This is a genomic window from Micromonospora sp. NPDC051925 (genome assembly GCF_044548625.1).
Taxonomy (GTDB): domain Bacteria; phylum Actinomycetota; class Actinomycetes; order Mycobacteriales; family Micromonosporaceae; genus Micromonospora.
The window spans coordinates 20075-34899 of sequence record NZ_JBIUCH010000004.1 but is presented as its reverse complement, the minus strand read 5'-3'; the positions used below and the strand labels follow the sequence as shown (position 1 = coordinate 34899).

Genomic DNA, 14825 nt, shown 5'->3' with positions numbered 1-14825 from the left:
GACGGCTCACCCGGCCTTCGGCGTCGGGTGCGATCGGGTCAGCGGGGGGCTGAGGGTGCGCGAGAGAGGCCGCTGGTCGGACCGTGGCTGCGTCACGTGTACGCCCATCGTCGACCCGGGTCGACGATGCGCGCGGCACGGCCATGACCGATGACCTGACCGAGGCGGTCGTAGCGGCGCAGGCCGGCGACGAGGAGTCCTTCCGATTCCTCTACCGCAGCCTCCAGCCGGGCCTGCTGCGGTACCTCACCGCGCTGGTCGGCCCCGAAGCCGAGGACGTCGCCTCCGAGGCATGGTTGCAGATCTCCCGGGACCTGTCCCGGTTCACCGGCGGCGAGTTCCGCGCCTGGGTGGTGACCATCGCCCGGAACCGGGCCATGGACCACCTGCGTCGGCAGCGTCGCCGCCCGTCCCTGCCGGTGCCGGTGCAGGCGCTCAGTGACCTCGCCGGTGACGCCGACACCGCCGAACGGGCCGGTGAGACGATCGGGACCGAGTCCGCGCTGGCCCTGATCGCCACCCTGCCGCCCCGGGAGGCGGAGGCCGTGCTCCTGCGGGCGGTGATCGGGCTGGACGCCGAGACCGCCGGGCGGGTGCTCGGCCGGCGACCGGGCGCGGTCCGTACGGCGACGCACCGGGGGCTGCGCCGGCTGGCCGCGTTGCTGGATCGCGGCGACGCGCCCCAGCCGTCCGACGACGAGCGGGTCACCCCGCCCCGACCCCGGCCGACGTCACACGCGTCCCGGGCCGAGCCGGCGGACGGCTGACGTGAGGGGAGACTGGATGAACTTCCGCCGGTCGGCCCGGTCCGGCCCGACGGTGGACCGGGCCGAGGCCGAGCGGTTGCTCGATCCGACCGGCACCGGCACACCGCCGTCCACCGACGATCCGCTCGCCCGGCTGCTCGCCGCCGCCGCCGGCCCGGCCCGGCCCGACGAACTCGCCGGCGAGCAGGAGGCGGTGGCGGCCTTCCGGGCCGCGCGGGCTGCCGCTGTTCCCGGGCCCGTCGTGGCCGGCCGACGACGGCGGCGGCGGCTGACCACCGGCGTGGTGGCCTGGATCGCCGGGCTGGCCGCCACCGCCACCGCCGGGGTGGCCTTCGCCGCCGTCACCCTCGACGATCGTCCCGCCGAGCGGGTACCCGACCCCGTCCCGTCCGACACCCACCCCACCCCGCACCGGTCCGGCCCGGACCGGCAGAGCCCGTCGCGTCGGCCCCCCGTCGCGCCGGGCGGCGCCCCCTCGGCCCCCGTCGCCCCGTACGCGACCCCCCACCACGGCGAGCCGGCCGGCCGCGGCAAGCTGGTCGGGCAATGTCGGGCGTACCTGGCCAAGTCGCCCCAGCAACGGGGGAAGGCGGTGACCAAACCGGGTTTCGTCGACCTGATGGCCGCTGCCGGCGGGGCCGACCGGGTGGAGGCGTACTGCCGGGACCTCGTCCCGGGCCACCCCTCGACCGAGCCCGACGATGCCGACGACGATGGCGGCGGACCGAAGGGCGACGTCGGCGGCCCGAAGGGGAGCGAGGGCGGGGGCCCCGGCCGGAAGAACTAGTCGAAAAGGTTTCACAGGAAGTTCCTTCCGGTCGGGCGTGCGGGATCCGTCTGCTAGACAGAGGATGGAGGGACGGGGGCGGCCCGCGACGGCCATGCCCCGACCGGCCGGCACGGCCGGACGCCGACATCGGGAGGGGATCATCTCGTGGTGACGTCGCCGGAGCTGGACCGGTCGACCGTGCTCGGCGAGGTGTCCGGTGCCGCCGGACACCTCGCCCGGATCTGCTTCAAGACCGGGCCACCCACCCTCACCGGCGTTGAACTGGAATGGACCGTCCACGACGCCGCCGACCCCGCCCGACCGCTGGACCGGTCGCGGCTACGGGCGGCGCTCGGGCCGCACAGCCCACCCACCCTGGACGACGCCAGCCCGGCCCGCCCCCTGCGGCACGGCAGCACCGTGACCGTCGAGCCGGGCGGCCAGGTGGAGGTGTCCACCGCGCCGCGATCCTCGGTCGCCGCGCTGGTCTCGGCGACCCAGGCCGACATCGACGAACTCGACGCTCTGCTCGCCCGTGCCGGGCTGGTGCTCGGGCGGACCGGCATCGATGCGTGGCGGGCCCCGCACCCGGTGGTCGACACCCCGCGCTATCGCGCCATGCGCTGCGTCTTCGACCGCCGCGGCCCGGCCGGGAAGACCATGATGTACAGCACCGCCGGCCTCCAGGTCTGCCTCGACATCGGTGAGGCAGCCGGGCTGGCCGACCGCTGGGCGGCGGTGCACGCGATCGGGCCACCGCTGGTGGCGGCCTTCGCCACCGCCGACCGACACGCCGGCCGGCGGACCGGCTGGGCGTCCGCCCGGATGGCCGCCTGGCTGGACATCGACCCGGCCCGTACCGACCCGGTCTGGTCGGCGCACCGGCCGGACCAGGACCCGGTCGCGGCCTGGACGGAGTACGTCCTCGCCGCGCCACTGCTCTGCCTACGGCACGACGGCCCGGACTGGACGCCGCCACCGGGGGTCACCTTCGCCGACTGGATAGCCGGGGCGCTGCCGCACCCGCCCACCACCGACGACCTGGACTATCACGTCAGCACGCTCTTCCCACCGGTCCGCCCGCGCGGCTACCTCGAGGTCCGCTACCTCGACGCCCAGCCCGGCCGGGACTGGACCATCCCACTGGCCGTGCTGACCGCGCTGCTGCACGACGAGCGGACGGTCCGGGCGGCCCGGACGATCGCCACGCCGGTGGCCGACCGCTGGCATACCGCCGCGCGGCGGGGACTGGCGGACCCGCCGCTGGCCACGGCCGCCGCGGCCCTGCTCGACCTGGCCCGGGAGGCGTTACCGGGACTGGACCTGCCGACCGAGACCCACGACGAGATCGACCGCGGGCTGCGGCGACGGATCGTCGCCGCAAAGAGGGGGCACCGGTGACCACCACCGAACAGCCGGGCACGGAGACCGAGCGACTGCGCAGCCGGATCGCGGCCGAGCTGGCCCGGACCCGGGCCCGCACCGACGCGCTGACCACCGCCGTCGACGACGACGACCTGGTCCGTCAGCACTCGACGCTGATGTCCCCCCTGGTCTGGGACCTCGCCCACGTGGGCAACCAGGAGGAACTCTGGCTGGTCCGCGACGTCGGCGGACGGGCACCCGTCCGACAGGACATCGACGACCTGTATGACGCCTTCAAGCAGCCCCGCAAGGACCGGCCCTCGCTGCCGCTGCTGCCACCGGCCGAGGCGCGGGCGTACGTGGCGACCGTCCGCGACAAGGTCCACGACCTGCTCGACAGGATCCGGTTCACCGACCGGGCGCTGATCGCCGACGGGTTCGTCTTCGGCATGATCGTGCAGCACGAACAGCAGCACGACGAGACCATGCTCGCCACCCACCAGCTGCGCGCCGGCCCGCCGGTGCTCGATGCGCCCCCGCCGCCCGAGCCGCAGGTTCGGGCCGCCGGTGAGGTGCTGGTGCCGGCCGGGCCGTTCACCATGGGCACCTCGACCGACCCGTGGGCGCTGGACAACGAGCGGCCGGCGCACACCGTCGACCTGCCCGCGTACGTCATCGATGCCGTGCCGGTGACCAACGGCGCATACCGGGAGTTTCTCGCCGACGGCGGGTACGACGACCCGCGCTGGTGGAGCACGGCCGGCTGGCGGCACCGCACCGGGGCCGGGCTGACCGCGCCGATGCACTGGCGACGCGACGGCGACGGCTGGGTGTGCCGGCGGTTCGGGCGGTGGTCGCCGGTGCGCGACGACGAGCCGGTGGTGCACGTCTGCTGGCACGAGGCGCAGGCGTACGCGACGTGGGCCGGCAAGCGGCTGCCCACCGAGGCGGAGTGGGAGAAGGCGGCCCGCTGGGATCCGGCGACCGGCCGGTCCCGGCGCTGGCCGTGGGGTGACGAGGAACCGACCGCCGCGCACGCCAACCTGGGCCAGCGGCACCTGTGGCCGGCGCCGGTCGGTGCGTACCCGGGGGGCGCTTCCCCGCTCGGGGTGCACCAGCTGATCGGCGACGTCTGGGAGTGGACGGCCAGCCCCTTCCACGGCCATCCCGGGTTCGCCGTCTTCCCCTACCGGGAGTACTCCGAGGTCTTCTTCGGCGGTGACTACCGGGTGCTGCGCGGGGGCTCGTTCGGCACCGACCGGGCGGCCTGTCGGGGCACCTTCCGCAACTGGGACCACCCGATCCGGCGGCAGATCTTCAGCGGCTTCCGCTGTGCCCGCGACGCCCGGCCCGAGGAGGCCCACGGGTGACCGGCGGCGTCGCCTGATGTGCCGGCACCTGGCGTACCTCGGCCCCCCGGTGACCCTGCGGGCGCTGCTGTACGACCCGCCGCACTCGCTGGTGCGGCAGTCCTGGGCCCCACGCGACATGCGCGGCGGCGGGACGATCAACGCGGACGGCTTCGGCGTCGGCTGGTACCCCGGCGCGGGAACCCCGGTGCGGTACCGGCGGGCCGGCCCGATCTGGTCCGATCCGACCCTGCCCGAGTTGGCCGCGGTGACCACCTCCGGCGCGGTGCTGGCGGCGGTGCGCTCCGGCACGGTCGGCATGCCGGTGCAGGAGAGCGCCGCCGCGCCCTTCGCCGAGGGGCGCTGGCTGTTCAGCCACAACGGGGTGGTACGCGGCTGGCCGGACTCGGTGCTCGACCTGGCCGGGGGTCTGCCGGTGCGGGATCTGGTCACCCTCGACGCGCCGACCGACTCGGCGTTGCTCTGGGCGCTGGTACGGCACCGGTTGCGGGCCGGCGCGTCGGCGGCGGAGGCGGTCACCGCGACGGTGCGGGAGGTTGCCGCCCGCGCGCCGGGGTCACGGTTGAACCTGCTGCTCACCGACGGTGTGTCGGTGGTGGCGAGCGTGTGGGACCACGCCCTGTCGGTGCGCGCCACCGGCGACGCGGTGCTGCTGGCCTCCGAACCGGTGGACGACGCGCCCGGCTGGCAGGAGGTGCCGGACCGGCGGTGGGTGCAGGCGGAACCGGCCGGGGTGCGCCTCGGCGAGCTGGGGTGACCCGGGCGGCACGGGTGGGACGGGACTTGCTGTCGGAGGGAGAGGGGACATCTGATGAGTGCGGAACCGTTGGAGATCTACCTGGAGGAGCGGGACCTCGACCGGGCACTGCGGTCCGATGTCCGGGCCGGCCTGACCGCAGACCCGAAGTGGCTGCCCCCGAAGTGGTTCTACGACGCCCGGGGCAGCGAGTTGTTCGAGGAGATCACCCGGCTGCCGGAGTACTACCCGACCCGGGCGGAACGGGCGGTGCTGGCCGAGCGGGCGGCGGACGTCGCGGCGTCGACCGGGGCGAAGACGCTTATCGAGCTGGGCTCCGGTTCGTCGGAGAAGACCCGGCTGTTGCTGGACGCCTTCACCCGGTGCGGCACACTGGGCACTTTCGTACCGCTGGACGTGTCGGTGAGTGCGCTGCGGCAGTCCACCGAACAGATCGCCACCGACTACCCGGCGCTGCGGGTGCGCGGCATCGTCGGCGACTTCACCCGTCAGCTGGACCGGTTGCCGACCGGCGGTCGACGGCTGGTGATCTTCCTGGGCGGCACCATCGGCAACCTGCTGCCGGCCGAGCGGGCCGGCTTCCTGGCGGCGATGCGGTCGGCCCTGGAGCCGGGTGACCACCTGCTCCTCGGCACCGACCTGGTCAAGGACCCGGCCGTGATCGTGCCGGCGTACGACGACGCGGCCGGGGTCACCGCCGAGTTCAACCGCAACGTGCTCCGGGTGATCAACCGGGAGTTGGACGCCGACTTCGACCCGGACGCGTTTGCCCACGTGGCGCGCTGGGATCCGGAGCAGGAGTGGATCGAGATGCGGCTGCGGGCGGGGCACGCGATGCGGGTCCGGGTCGGGGCCCTCGATCTGACGGTCGACTTCGCTGCCGGCGAGGAGCTGCGGACGGAGGTGTCGGCGAAGTTCCGGCCGGAGGGGATCGCGGCGGAGCTGGCGGCGGCCGGCTTCCTGCCGGAGGAGTTCTGGACCGACCCGGACGGGCTGTTCGGGGTGACGCTGGCCCGGGCGGGCTGACCCGGCCGCCGGCCGCCGGCCGCCATGGTGACGCTGTTCACCCGGTACTCCGGTGGCCGGCCCGGTCGGCTAGGCTGGCCGACGCGAAGGGGAGTAGCCCCCAATGTCGTGGTCGACACACTGGTGCGTTCCGCACCCGGCCACGCGGCCCCACCTTCGGGTGGGGCGGGCGAGACCTTCGACTCAGGCTGTCACAGCCGGGTCGAGGGCGCCCCATACCTCCTCCCGGCCTGATCGGGAAGGTTCTCATGGACGGTTTCCTCGTCGCGCTGGTCGTCAGCTTCGGCGTCATCTTCGTCGCCGAGCTGGGCGACAAGTCCCAGCTCATGGCGCTCACGTTCGCGACCCGCTTCAAGACGGTCCCGGTGCTGATCGGCATCACCATCGCCACCGCGATCGTGCACCTGGCCTCGGTGGCCATCGGGGTCGGCCTCAACGCCGCCCTGCCCACCGGGTGGATCTCGCTGGTCGCCGGTCTGGCGTTCCTCGGCTTCGGTGCCTGGACGCTGCGCGGGGACAAACTCACCGAGGAGGAGAAGCGCAAGGCGGAGAAGACCGGCAAGTCCGCCATCTTCGCCGTCGGTGTCGCGTTCTTCCTGGCCGAACTGGGCGACAAGACGATGCTCGCCACCATCACCCTGGCCACCAAGTACGGCTGGTTCGGCACCTGGCTCGGCTCGACCCTGGGCATGGTCGCCGCCGACGCCCTGGCCATCCTGGTCGGCCGGCTGCTCGGCCGGCACCTGCCGGAGAAGACCATCCGGTACGGCGCGGCCGTGCTCTTCGCCATCTGCGGTCTGTGGCTGATCCTGGAGGCGGTGCGGGAGCTGTCCTGACGACCGACTAGCTGACCCGGGGGCGGGTAACGCCACCGGGTGAGGCTGGACGAGCTGTTGCGCCACGGCGACGCGGTCGTGGTGGGGGTGGTGGAGACCCTCGGCGCGACGATCATCTTCGTCGGTGCGCTCTGGGCGGCGCTGCGGTTCGTGGTCGAGGGGCTGCGACACCGCAGCGCCGCCGGGTTCACCCCGATCCGGCTCTCCCTCGGCCGGTTCCTCACCCTTGGCCTGGAGTTCCAGCTCGCGGCGGACATCCTGCGTACCGCGGTGTCGCCGACCTTCGCCCAGCTCGGCCAGCTGGCCGCGATCGCCGCCATCCGGACCGCGCTGAACATCGTGCTCAGCCGGGAGATCGCCCAGGAGAAGCAGCAGGTCAACGCCGCCGCGGATGCCGGCGGTCGACCGCGACCCGGTCCGGAGCCACCGCCGGCCGGGGGCGGGGGCGGCGGGCCGCCCCGGTGACCGGTGTCGCGGTCGTGCTCGCCACCGTCGTCAGCGCGCTCGCCCTCGGCGTGGGCGGCACGGTGCTGCTGACCGCCCGGTCCTGGCGGACCGCCCTGCGGGTGCTGCTCGACCTGCTGGTCGCCGCCGGTCTGCTCCGGCTGGTGGGCGGGCGGAGCTGGGCGGCGCTGGCGACGGCGGCGGCGATCATCGGGCTGCGCCAGCTGCTCTGGGCCGGCCTGGCCCGGGCGGCAACCACCTCGCCGCCGACTACCGGCCCCCCACCATGGGTAAGCCGAGCACACCCCCACCGGGGGCCAGCACGGTACGAACCTGACGTGACGGGAAGGATTCACCTATGAGCCGGCACGACGAGCCGAACGAGTACGGCTTCGCGGGCGAGGCCACCGCCCCGGAAACCCCGGCCGGCGGTCGCCCGGACGAGTGGGACCGGGCCGAGGCGGTGGCGGTGCCGGGCGACGACCTGACCGAGCCGGCTACCGAGGCGCTGGAGGAGACCGAGCCGCACGAGCGGGAAGACGCGGACGAGCGGCGCCGCTGACCCCCGGTCCCCACCGTCCGCCCGACCGGACCCCTGCGGGTCGGGCCGGGCGGGCGGCGGGATCAGCGCGGGGAGGGCAGCGCGGAGATGGGGGCAGGGCCGTCGCCGAGCCGCGCGGAGTCGTCCTCGCAGCACGCCGCCAGCCGCTTGGTCAGCTCGTCCGGGTCGCTGTACGGGTCCAGCCCGGCCAGCTCCACGGGGTTCAGCGCGGGTACCCGGACGTGGGAGATGAGCGGGTGCAGCGGACGGCTGTCGATCTCGTCGGTGCCGAACAGGTCCTCGTGCAGCTTCTCCCCGGGGCGCAGGCCGGTGAAGACGATCTCGGTGGGCTGGGGGGCCTCGGCGGCCAGCCGTTGGGCCACCTCGGCGATCCGCACCGGCTCGCCCATGTCCAGCACCAGCGCCTCGCCGCCCCGGCCGACGACGGCGGCCTGGAGGACCAGGTGCACCGCCTCCTGCACGGTCATGAAGTACCGGGTCACGTCCGGGTGGGTCACCGTGATCGGGAGCCCGGCCCGGACCTGTGCCTGGAAGGCGGTGAGCACCGAACCGCGGCTGCTGAGCACGTTGCCGAAGCGGACGCTGAGGAACGCGCCGGCGTACCGGTTGGCGTAGTGCGCGGTCAGCCGCTCGGTGATCCGCTTGGAGTATCCGAGCACGCTGACCGGGTTGGCTGCCTTGTCGGTGGAGATGTTCACGAACTCGGCCACGTCACGGCACGCCTCCAGCACGTTCAGCGTGCCCTGCACGTTCGTCTTGACCGCCTCGCCCGGGTGGCGCTGCAACAGCGTGAGGTGTTTGAGGGCGGCGGCGTGGAAGACGATGTCGGGCTGTCGTCCGGCGATGATCCGGGCGATGCCGTCGGCGTCACGGATGTCGGCGAGGATCAACTCCGGCCCGTCGAGCAGCGCCCGTCCGTGCAGGGACAGCTGTAGGGCGTGCAGCGCGGACTCGTCCCGGTCCAGCATCATCAGCTCACCGGGGTCGCAGCGGGCGATCTGCCGGCACAGCTCCGAGCCGATCGAGCCGCCGGCCCCGGTGACCAGCACGCGGCGTCCGGCCAGACCGTTGCGCTCCACGGCCAGTTCGGCGATCCGCTGGGCCCGCCCGAGCAGGTCGGTGAGCTGTAGATCGCGTACGGCGTTGGCGGTGACCGGGCGGTCCAGCAGCTCCCGTACGGGTGGGAGCACCTTGAACGCGGCACCGGCCTGCAGGGTGCGGCTGCGGACGTCGCGCATCAACTCGGCGTCCGAGCCGTTGATCGAGAAGATCACCGTGCTGGCCCGGGTGCGGTGCACGGCCTGGGTCAGCTGTTCCCGGCCGCCGAGCACCCGCAGTCCTGCCAGCCGTAGCCCCTGCTTGTCGGGGTCGTCGTCGAGCAGCCCCACCGGCAGGTACCCGCCGGCCGGGTCGCCGAGCAGAACCCGGACCAGGCGTTCGCTGGCCGCATCGACCCCGTAGACGAGTGCCCGGTCGGACGAGTGGGCCGGCCGGGCCTCGCGGTCCCGGCGCCACCGGTAGACGATCCGCCCGCCGCCCATCAGCAGTAGGGCGACGGCGCCACCCAGCACCGGGACGCTGGCCGGGGTCGGCCGGACGGTCATCGGCAGCAGCGCGGCCAGCACGACGGCGGCGGCCAGCACGACGGTGATGCCCAGGTCACGTGCCTCGCCGACACTGCCGATCGGATGCCGGCCGTAGGCGGTGGCCCGCACCTGTTCGAGTCCCGCGTGGACGACCGTGCAGACCAGCGCCGCGCCGAGGGCGGCGGCGCACTGCCGCGGGGTGATCCCGAACTCGTACCGGGCCCAGGCGGCGAGCAGGAAGCCGGCGCACCAGGAAGCGGTGTCGAGCGTTAGCAAGGACAGGGTCTTCGCGCGCCGCGTCACCCAGTCGCGCCGCTGGACCGCGGCGGTGTCGGTCAGGGGTTCCGAGTGGTCCATTAGCGTCCTTTGCGGGTTTGTTCCGCTTTTGCGGTGGTTCAGGGTTCAAAGGAGGTTTGTATCGTCTACATTCACCTGGTCGCTTAACGAGCTTGCTGCACCTTTTCGATACTGTCATGTTGATAGCAGATATTAGGGGGATTTCGTGCAGTCTCACCGGCTAGCCGTTCCGCCGGAACGGAGGGCGTGATGGACATCCGCACCTACCTGCGCCTGATCCGCCGGCACTGGTGGATCGTCCTGGTCACGCTGATGGTCGCGGTCGGGTCGGCGGCCCTGGTCACGGTCCGCACGGTGCCCCGCTACGTGGCCTCCGTGACCTTCTTCGTGACCGCCCCCGGCCAGGGAGTCAGCAACGCCTACCAGGGCGAGCTCTTCCTCCAGCAGCGTGTGAAGTCCTACGCCGACCTGCTGCGCAGCGACCGCCTGGCGCAGGCCGTGGTGGCCGACAGCTCCCTCGGTCTCACCGCCGACGACGTCCAGCGTCGGGTCGCCACCTCGACCGAGACGGGCACCGTGCTGCTGCGCGCCACCGTCACCGACACCGACCAGACCCGGGCCATGAAGCTCACCGAGGCGCTGTCGGCGAGGTTCGTCGAGCTGGTCCAGAAGATCGAGACCACCTCGGACGGCAAGCCCGGGCCCACCCGGATCGAGGTGGTCGGCGGTCCCCGGGTCAGCTCCAGCCCGGTCTCCCCGACGCCCAACCGCAACCTCGGCATCGGTGCGCTGATCGGACTCCTGCTCGGCGCGGCCCTGGCCGTGCTGCGCGGCATGGTCGACGTCCGGCTGCGCGACGCCGCCGGTCTGCAACGGGCCACGGGCAGCCCGCTGCTCGGTGAGGTGCCCTACGACGCGGGTGCCAAGACGGCACCGCTGATCGTCGGGGAGGCGGCGACCTCCGCCCGGGCGGAGGCGGTCCGCAAGCTGCGCACCAACCTGCGTTTCGTGGACGTGCACGAGCCGGCCCGGGTGATCGCGGTGACCAGTGCGTTGCAGGGCGAGGGGAAGACCACCATGTCCTGCAACCTGGCCATCGCGCTGGCCGAGGCGGGCTGGCGGGTGCTGCTGGTCGATGCCGACCTGCGTCGCTCGAAGGTCGCCGACTACCTGGGGGTCAACGGTGCGGTCGGGCTCACCGACGTGCTCGTCGGCGACGTCCAGGTCGGTGACGTGGTCCAGCGCTGGGGCGACAAGTCCCTGCTGGTGCTCCCCAGCGGGTCGGCCCCGCCGAACCCCAGCGAACTGCTCGGCTCGAAGGCGATGGCGGACCTGTTGCTCGCGCTCCGCGAGTCCGCCGACATCGTGGTGATCGACACCGCGCCGCTGCTGGCCGTCACCGACGGCGTGGTGGTGGCGGTGCAGGCCGACGGGGCGCTGCTGGTCACCCAGCAGGGGCGGACCTCGCGAGCCCAGGTCGCCGAGGCGGCCCGCTCCCTGCACTCCGTCTCGGTACGGCTGCTCGGTTGCGTGCTCAACATGACCAAGGTGGCCAAGGCCGACGCCTACCAGTACGAGGCGTACCGGATCGCCACCGCCGGCCGCCGGTCGGTCCCGGCCGACCGAGTCACCACCGACCACCGGGGCGACCAGGGGCTGCAACCCGTCGGAGACCGGACGCAGGAACTCACCCGGCTGTCGCGATGAGTACCGCTCCGGGTTCCGTCGCCCGGTCGGCCGCCCGGCCGTCGGGCGGGGCGTCGGCGGGGCGAGGGTGCTTCGCGCGGGCGGCGGCTCACCGCCGCCGCCCGGCGCGGGCCGGCAGCGTGGTGCGGGCCGGCGCTCGGCGACCGGTCCCCGCTGGCCGCCGGCCGGGACCGGTCGCCGCCGGAGGAGGCGGGGGAGGGTGGCGATGAGGGTCGGGATCCTGTCGTACCATTTCCCGCCGGAGCCGGCCTTCATCCCCGGCGGTCTCGCCGAGGAGTTGGCCCGGCGTGGGCACGAGGTGCGGGTGCTGACCGGCTTTCCGGACTATCCCGGTGGCCACGTCTACCCGGGCTGGCGGCAGCGCTGGCGGCACCTGACCCGCAGCGAGCGGCTGACCGTGCGCCGGGTGCCGCGGTATGCCGGTGGGGACGGCTCGCCCGCCGCGCGACTGGCCGGCTACCTCTCCTTCGCCGCCAGCGCCGCGCTGGTGGGTCGGCGGTACCTGGCCGACGTCGACGTGTTGTACGTCTTCCAGCTTCCCGCGACCACCTTCGCCGCCGCCGGGGTGTTGCGGCTGCTCGGCCGGGCACCCACCGTGCTGCACGTGCAGGATCTGTGGACCGGGGAGGCCACCGGCGCGGAGGATGCCGAGGGGCGGGCCCGGCCCGGCCGGATCGCCGCAGCCATGGGGCGGGTGCTGCGGGAGGCCGACGCGGTGGCGGTCACCGCACCGTCCATGCGGGGCCTCGTGCTCGCCCAGGGGGTGTCCGAGGAGCGGGTGCACACGGTGCTCAACTGGACCGACGAGCGGATCTTCCAACCGGTGCGCCCTGGCCGGGCCGCCCAGGCACTGGTGCGCCGGGACGCCCGCTGCGTGGTCATGCACGCCGGCACGATCGGCGTACGCCAGGGGCTGGAGACGGCCGTCCGGGCGGCGGCGGCGCTCGACGACCGGATGGACCTGGTGCTGGTCGGCTCCGGGGGTGAGGAGCGGCGGGTCCGGGGGCTCGCCGCCGAGCTGCGCGCCGACAACGTCCGGTTCGTCGAACGGCGGTCGCCGGTGGACATGCCCGAGCTGTACGCCGCCGCCGACTACCAGCTCGTTACGTTGCGCGACCTTCCGGAGCTGCGGGGGACGGTCCCGAGCAAGGTGCAGTCCGCGCTGGCCTGCGCCGCTCCGGTGGTGGCCTCCGCCGGTGGCGACACTGCCGCGCTGGTCGAACGGGCGCGGGCCGGGCTCTCCTGTCCGCCGGAGGACTGGGCCGCCCTGGCCGACCGGTTCTGGCTCGCCTCCACGATCCCGGCGTCGGCCCGTGCCGAGATGGGGCGGCGGGGCCGGGAGACGTATCTGCGGGAGATGTCGCTGGGGGCCGGGGTGGACCGGATCGAGACGCTGCTGGGTGCGGTCGCCGCCGGCCAGCCACCCGAACAACCCTCACAAAAGAGGTCTTAGGTCAGAAAGGCGGTAATAATCGGGCAGGCATGCTGTTATTGGTGCTGGAAACCCGATCAACGGTCATTTCTGTCCGGTCCAGAGCGGAGTGTGGTGTGACGGAGAGTGGTGGCTCGCGGCTCGGCCGTCGGCGAGTGCGACGCCGGACCCGGCAGCGGGTCCGGCGGGCCCTGTCGGTCGGGCTGATCGTCGGGGCGTTGCTGCTCGGCAGTGCTGGCTGGGTGGGGTTCCGCGGCTGGCAGGCGCGCGCCCATCTGCTCAACGCCGCCGGGCTCGCCCGGGAGTTGAGTGCCCAGGTGCTCGGGGGTGATCTCGACCGTGCCCAACGGACGTTGGCGGCGTTGCAGGAGCAGGCCGGCGCGGCGCGGGCGGCCACCGGCGATCCCGGTTGGCGGGTCGCCCAGCACGCCCCGTACGGCGGGGACGACCTGACCGCGGTCCGGCGCATCGCGGTGGCGATCGACGACCTGGCCCGGCGGGCCTTCCCGGTGCTGCTCCGGATGGACCTGGCCACCCTGCTGCCGCGCGAAGGGCGGCTGGAACTGGACCGGCTCCGGGGCGCGTCGGCGGAGTTGGCGGCGGCGGACGCGGCCGTGCGTGAGTCGCGCGCCAGGCTCGACGCGGTGCCGGCCGAGAACCTGCTCAGCCAGATCCGGACGGCGTTGACCGGGCTGCGCGAGGAGATCGACCGCCTGGCCTCCCTGACCGGGGCGGTGGAGCGGGGTGCCCGGGTGCTGCCCACCCTGTTGGGTGCCGACGGCCCCCGCGACTACCTGCTGGTCTCGCAGAACCTCGCCGAGTTGAGGGCGACGGGCGGGATGTTCGGCGCGTACGCCGTGATCCATGCCGACGGTGGCCGCGTCCAGATGCGCAAGCAGGGCACGAGCAGCGACTTCGGCTCGTTCTCGCCCGTGCTGCCGGTGGACGACGAGGTGCGCCGGATCTACACCGACCTGCCCGGCATCTACCCGGCCGACGTCAACCTGACGCCCAACTTCCCGGTCGCCGCCGGGCTCTACCGGGAGATGTACCGGCGGCACAGCGGCGCGAGCGTCGACGGTGTCCTGGCGGTCGATCCGGTGGTGCTGTCCTACCTGCTCCAGGCCACCGGGCCGGTCCGGGTGCCGGGGGACGCCACCCTGGTCAGCGACCAGGTGGTGCGCACCCTGTTGAACGACGCCTACCAGCGACGCGACGGCAGCGGGCAGGACGCCTTCTTTGCCGCGTCGGCGGCTGCGGTCTTTGACGCCTTCCTCACGAAAGAGGTAGATCCTAAGCTGCTTTTGTCGGCTTTTGACCGCTCTATAACGGAGAGGCGGATATTGTTCTGGAGTGCCCGATCCGAGGAACAACATTCGTTCAGCGACACCCGGCTCGCCGGTGCGCTCCCCGACCGGGAGCCCGTACCGACAGTGGGGGTCTTCCTCAACGACGGCAGCGGCGCGAAGCTCGGCTACTACCTGCGGCCGACGGCGACCGTCACCGTCGGGGACTGCGCCGACGAGGGCCGGCGGCAGCTCAAGCTGCGCTTCACCCTGCACTCGTCGGCCCCCGACTCGGGTCTCACCGAGTCGGTGCTCGGCCTCGGCAAGGCCGGTGACCCGTACACCGCGCGCACCCTGGTCTCGGTCTACAGCCCGGCTGGCGGGACCGTGCTCGACGCCCGGCTGGACGGGAAGGCGACCGCCCTGGGCAGCGGGATCGAACGGGGCCGGCAGGTCGTCGTCGCCACCGTGGACGTCGCCCCCGGCGCCACCCGGACCCTCGAAGTGGACCTGCTGACCGGCCGAAACTCCACAGGCACCCCCGAGCTCTGGCACACACCGACCGCCACCCCGTGGACCACCCAAGTAGTTCCCGCACCTAGCTGCAACCAGTAGTAGGAG

General features: G+C 73.5%; 14 protein-coding genes. 13 read left to right on the top strand and 1 reads right to left on the bottom strand.

Going from position 1 to position 14825, the window contains the following annotated elements:
- The first annotated feature begins 143 nt into the window (after window positions 1-143).
- The 10 genes from ACIG87_RS06600 to ACIG87_RS06555 all read left to right on the top strand — a co-directional run bounded on the left by ACIG87_RS06600 (window position 144) and on the right by ACIG87_RS06555 (window position 7896).
- Complete coding sequence (locus tag ACIG87_RS06600) at window positions 144-767, top strand: RNA polymerase sigma factor (RefSeq protein WP_396848801.1); 624 nt, start codon at window positions 144-146, stop codon at window positions 765-767.
- Window positions 768-783: 16 nt separating this feature from the next.
- Window positions 784-1554 (top strand): hypothetical protein, encoded by a 771-nt coding sequence (locus tag ACIG87_RS06595; RefSeq protein WP_396848799.1) that lies wholly within the window; start codon window positions 784-786, stop codon window positions 1552-1554.
- A gap of 147 nt (window positions 1555-1701) precedes the next feature.
- Complete coding sequence (gene egtA / locus ACIG87_RS06590; protein WP_396848798.1) at window positions 1702-2937, top strand: ergothioneine biosynthesis glutamate--cysteine ligase EgtA; 1236 nt, start codon at window positions 1702-1704, stop codon at window positions 2935-2937.
- Window positions 2934-4271 (top strand): ergothioneine biosynthesis protein EgtB, encoded by a 1338-nt coding sequence (egtB, locus tag ACIG87_RS06585; protein WP_396848796.1) that lies wholly within the window; start codon window positions 2934-2936, stop codon window positions 4269-4271. Before egtA ends, egtB begins: the two co-directional genes overlap by 4 nt.
- Window positions 4272-4287: 16 nt before the next feature.
- On the top strand, window positions 4288-5028 hold the full coding sequence (gene egtC / locus ACIG87_RS06580) for an ergothioneine biosynthesis protein EgtC (protein WP_396848794.1): 741 nt from the start codon (window positions 4288-4290) through the stop codon (window positions 5026-5028).
- A gap of 54 nt (window positions 5029-5082) precedes the next feature.
- On the top strand, window positions 5083-6054 hold the full coding sequence (gene egtD / locus ACIG87_RS06575) for an L-histidine N(alpha)-methyltransferase (RefSeq protein ID WP_396848793.1): 972 nt from the start codon (window positions 5083-5085) through the stop codon (window positions 6052-6054).
- A 248-nt stretch (window positions 6055-6302) separates the two neighbouring features.
- On the top strand, window positions 6303-6890 hold the full coding sequence (locus ACIG87_RS06570) for a TMEM165/GDT1 family protein (RefSeq protein ID WP_396848792.1): 588 nt from the start codon (window positions 6303-6305) through the stop codon (window positions 6888-6890).
- Between the two features lie 39 nt (window positions 6891-6929).
- A complete protein-coding gene (locus ACIG87_RS06565) occupies window positions 6930-7355 on the top strand; it encodes a DUF1622 domain-containing protein (RefSeq protein ID WP_396848791.1) in 426 nt (141 codons plus the stop codon).
- Window positions 7352-7696: a hypothetical protein gene (locus tag ACIG87_RS06560; RefSeq protein ID WP_396848789.1), complete on the top strand. Its 345-nt coding sequence runs from the start codon at window positions 7352-7354 to the stop codon at window positions 7694-7696. The genes ACIG87_RS06565 and ACIG87_RS06560 overlap by 4 nt, the downstream gene beginning before the upstream one ends.
- On the top strand, window positions 7693-7896 hold the full coding sequence (locus tag ACIG87_RS06555; protein WP_396848787.1) for a hypothetical protein: 204 nt from the start codon (window positions 7693-7695) through the stop codon (window positions 7894-7896). Before ACIG87_RS06560 ends, ACIG87_RS06555 begins: the two co-directional genes overlap by 4 nt.
- A 62-nt stretch (window positions 7897-7958) precedes the next feature.
- Here the strand turns inward: ACIG87_RS06555 and ACIG87_RS06550 are convergent, their stop codons facing one another.
- On the bottom strand, window positions 7959-9839 hold the full coding sequence (locus ACIG87_RS06550; RefSeq protein ID WP_396848785.1) for a polysaccharide biosynthesis protein: 1881 nt from the start codon (window positions 9837-9839) through the stop codon (window positions 7959-7961).
- Window positions 9840-10028: 189 nt separating this feature from the next.
- On the opposite strand from ACIG87_RS06550, the gene ACIG87_RS06545 reads away from it, so the two are divergent.
- The 3 genes from ACIG87_RS06545 to ACIG87_RS06535 all read left to right on the top strand — a co-directional run bounded on the left by ACIG87_RS06545 (window position 10029) and on the right by ACIG87_RS06535 (window position 14819).
- The gene (locus tag ACIG87_RS06545; protein WP_396848783.1) at window positions 10029-11486 is read left to right on the top strand and encodes a polysaccharide biosynthesis tyrosine autokinase; all 1458 of its coding nucleotides are present in this window, start codon (window positions 10029-10031) and stop codon (window positions 11484-11486) included.
- 205 nt (window positions 11487-11691) lie between these two features.
- On the top strand, window positions 11692-12939 hold the full coding sequence (locus ACIG87_RS06540; protein WP_396848781.1) for a glycosyltransferase family 4 protein: 1248 nt from the start codon (window positions 11692-11694) through the stop codon (window positions 12937-12939).
- A 134-nt stretch (window positions 12940-13073) separates the two neighbouring features.
- The gene (locus ACIG87_RS06535) at window positions 13074-14819 is read left to right on the top strand and encodes a DUF4012 domain-containing protein (protein WP_396848780.1); all 1746 of its coding nucleotides are present in this window, start codon (window positions 13074-13076) and stop codon (window positions 14817-14819) included.
- The last annotated feature ends 6 nt before the right edge of the window (window positions 14820-14825 follow it).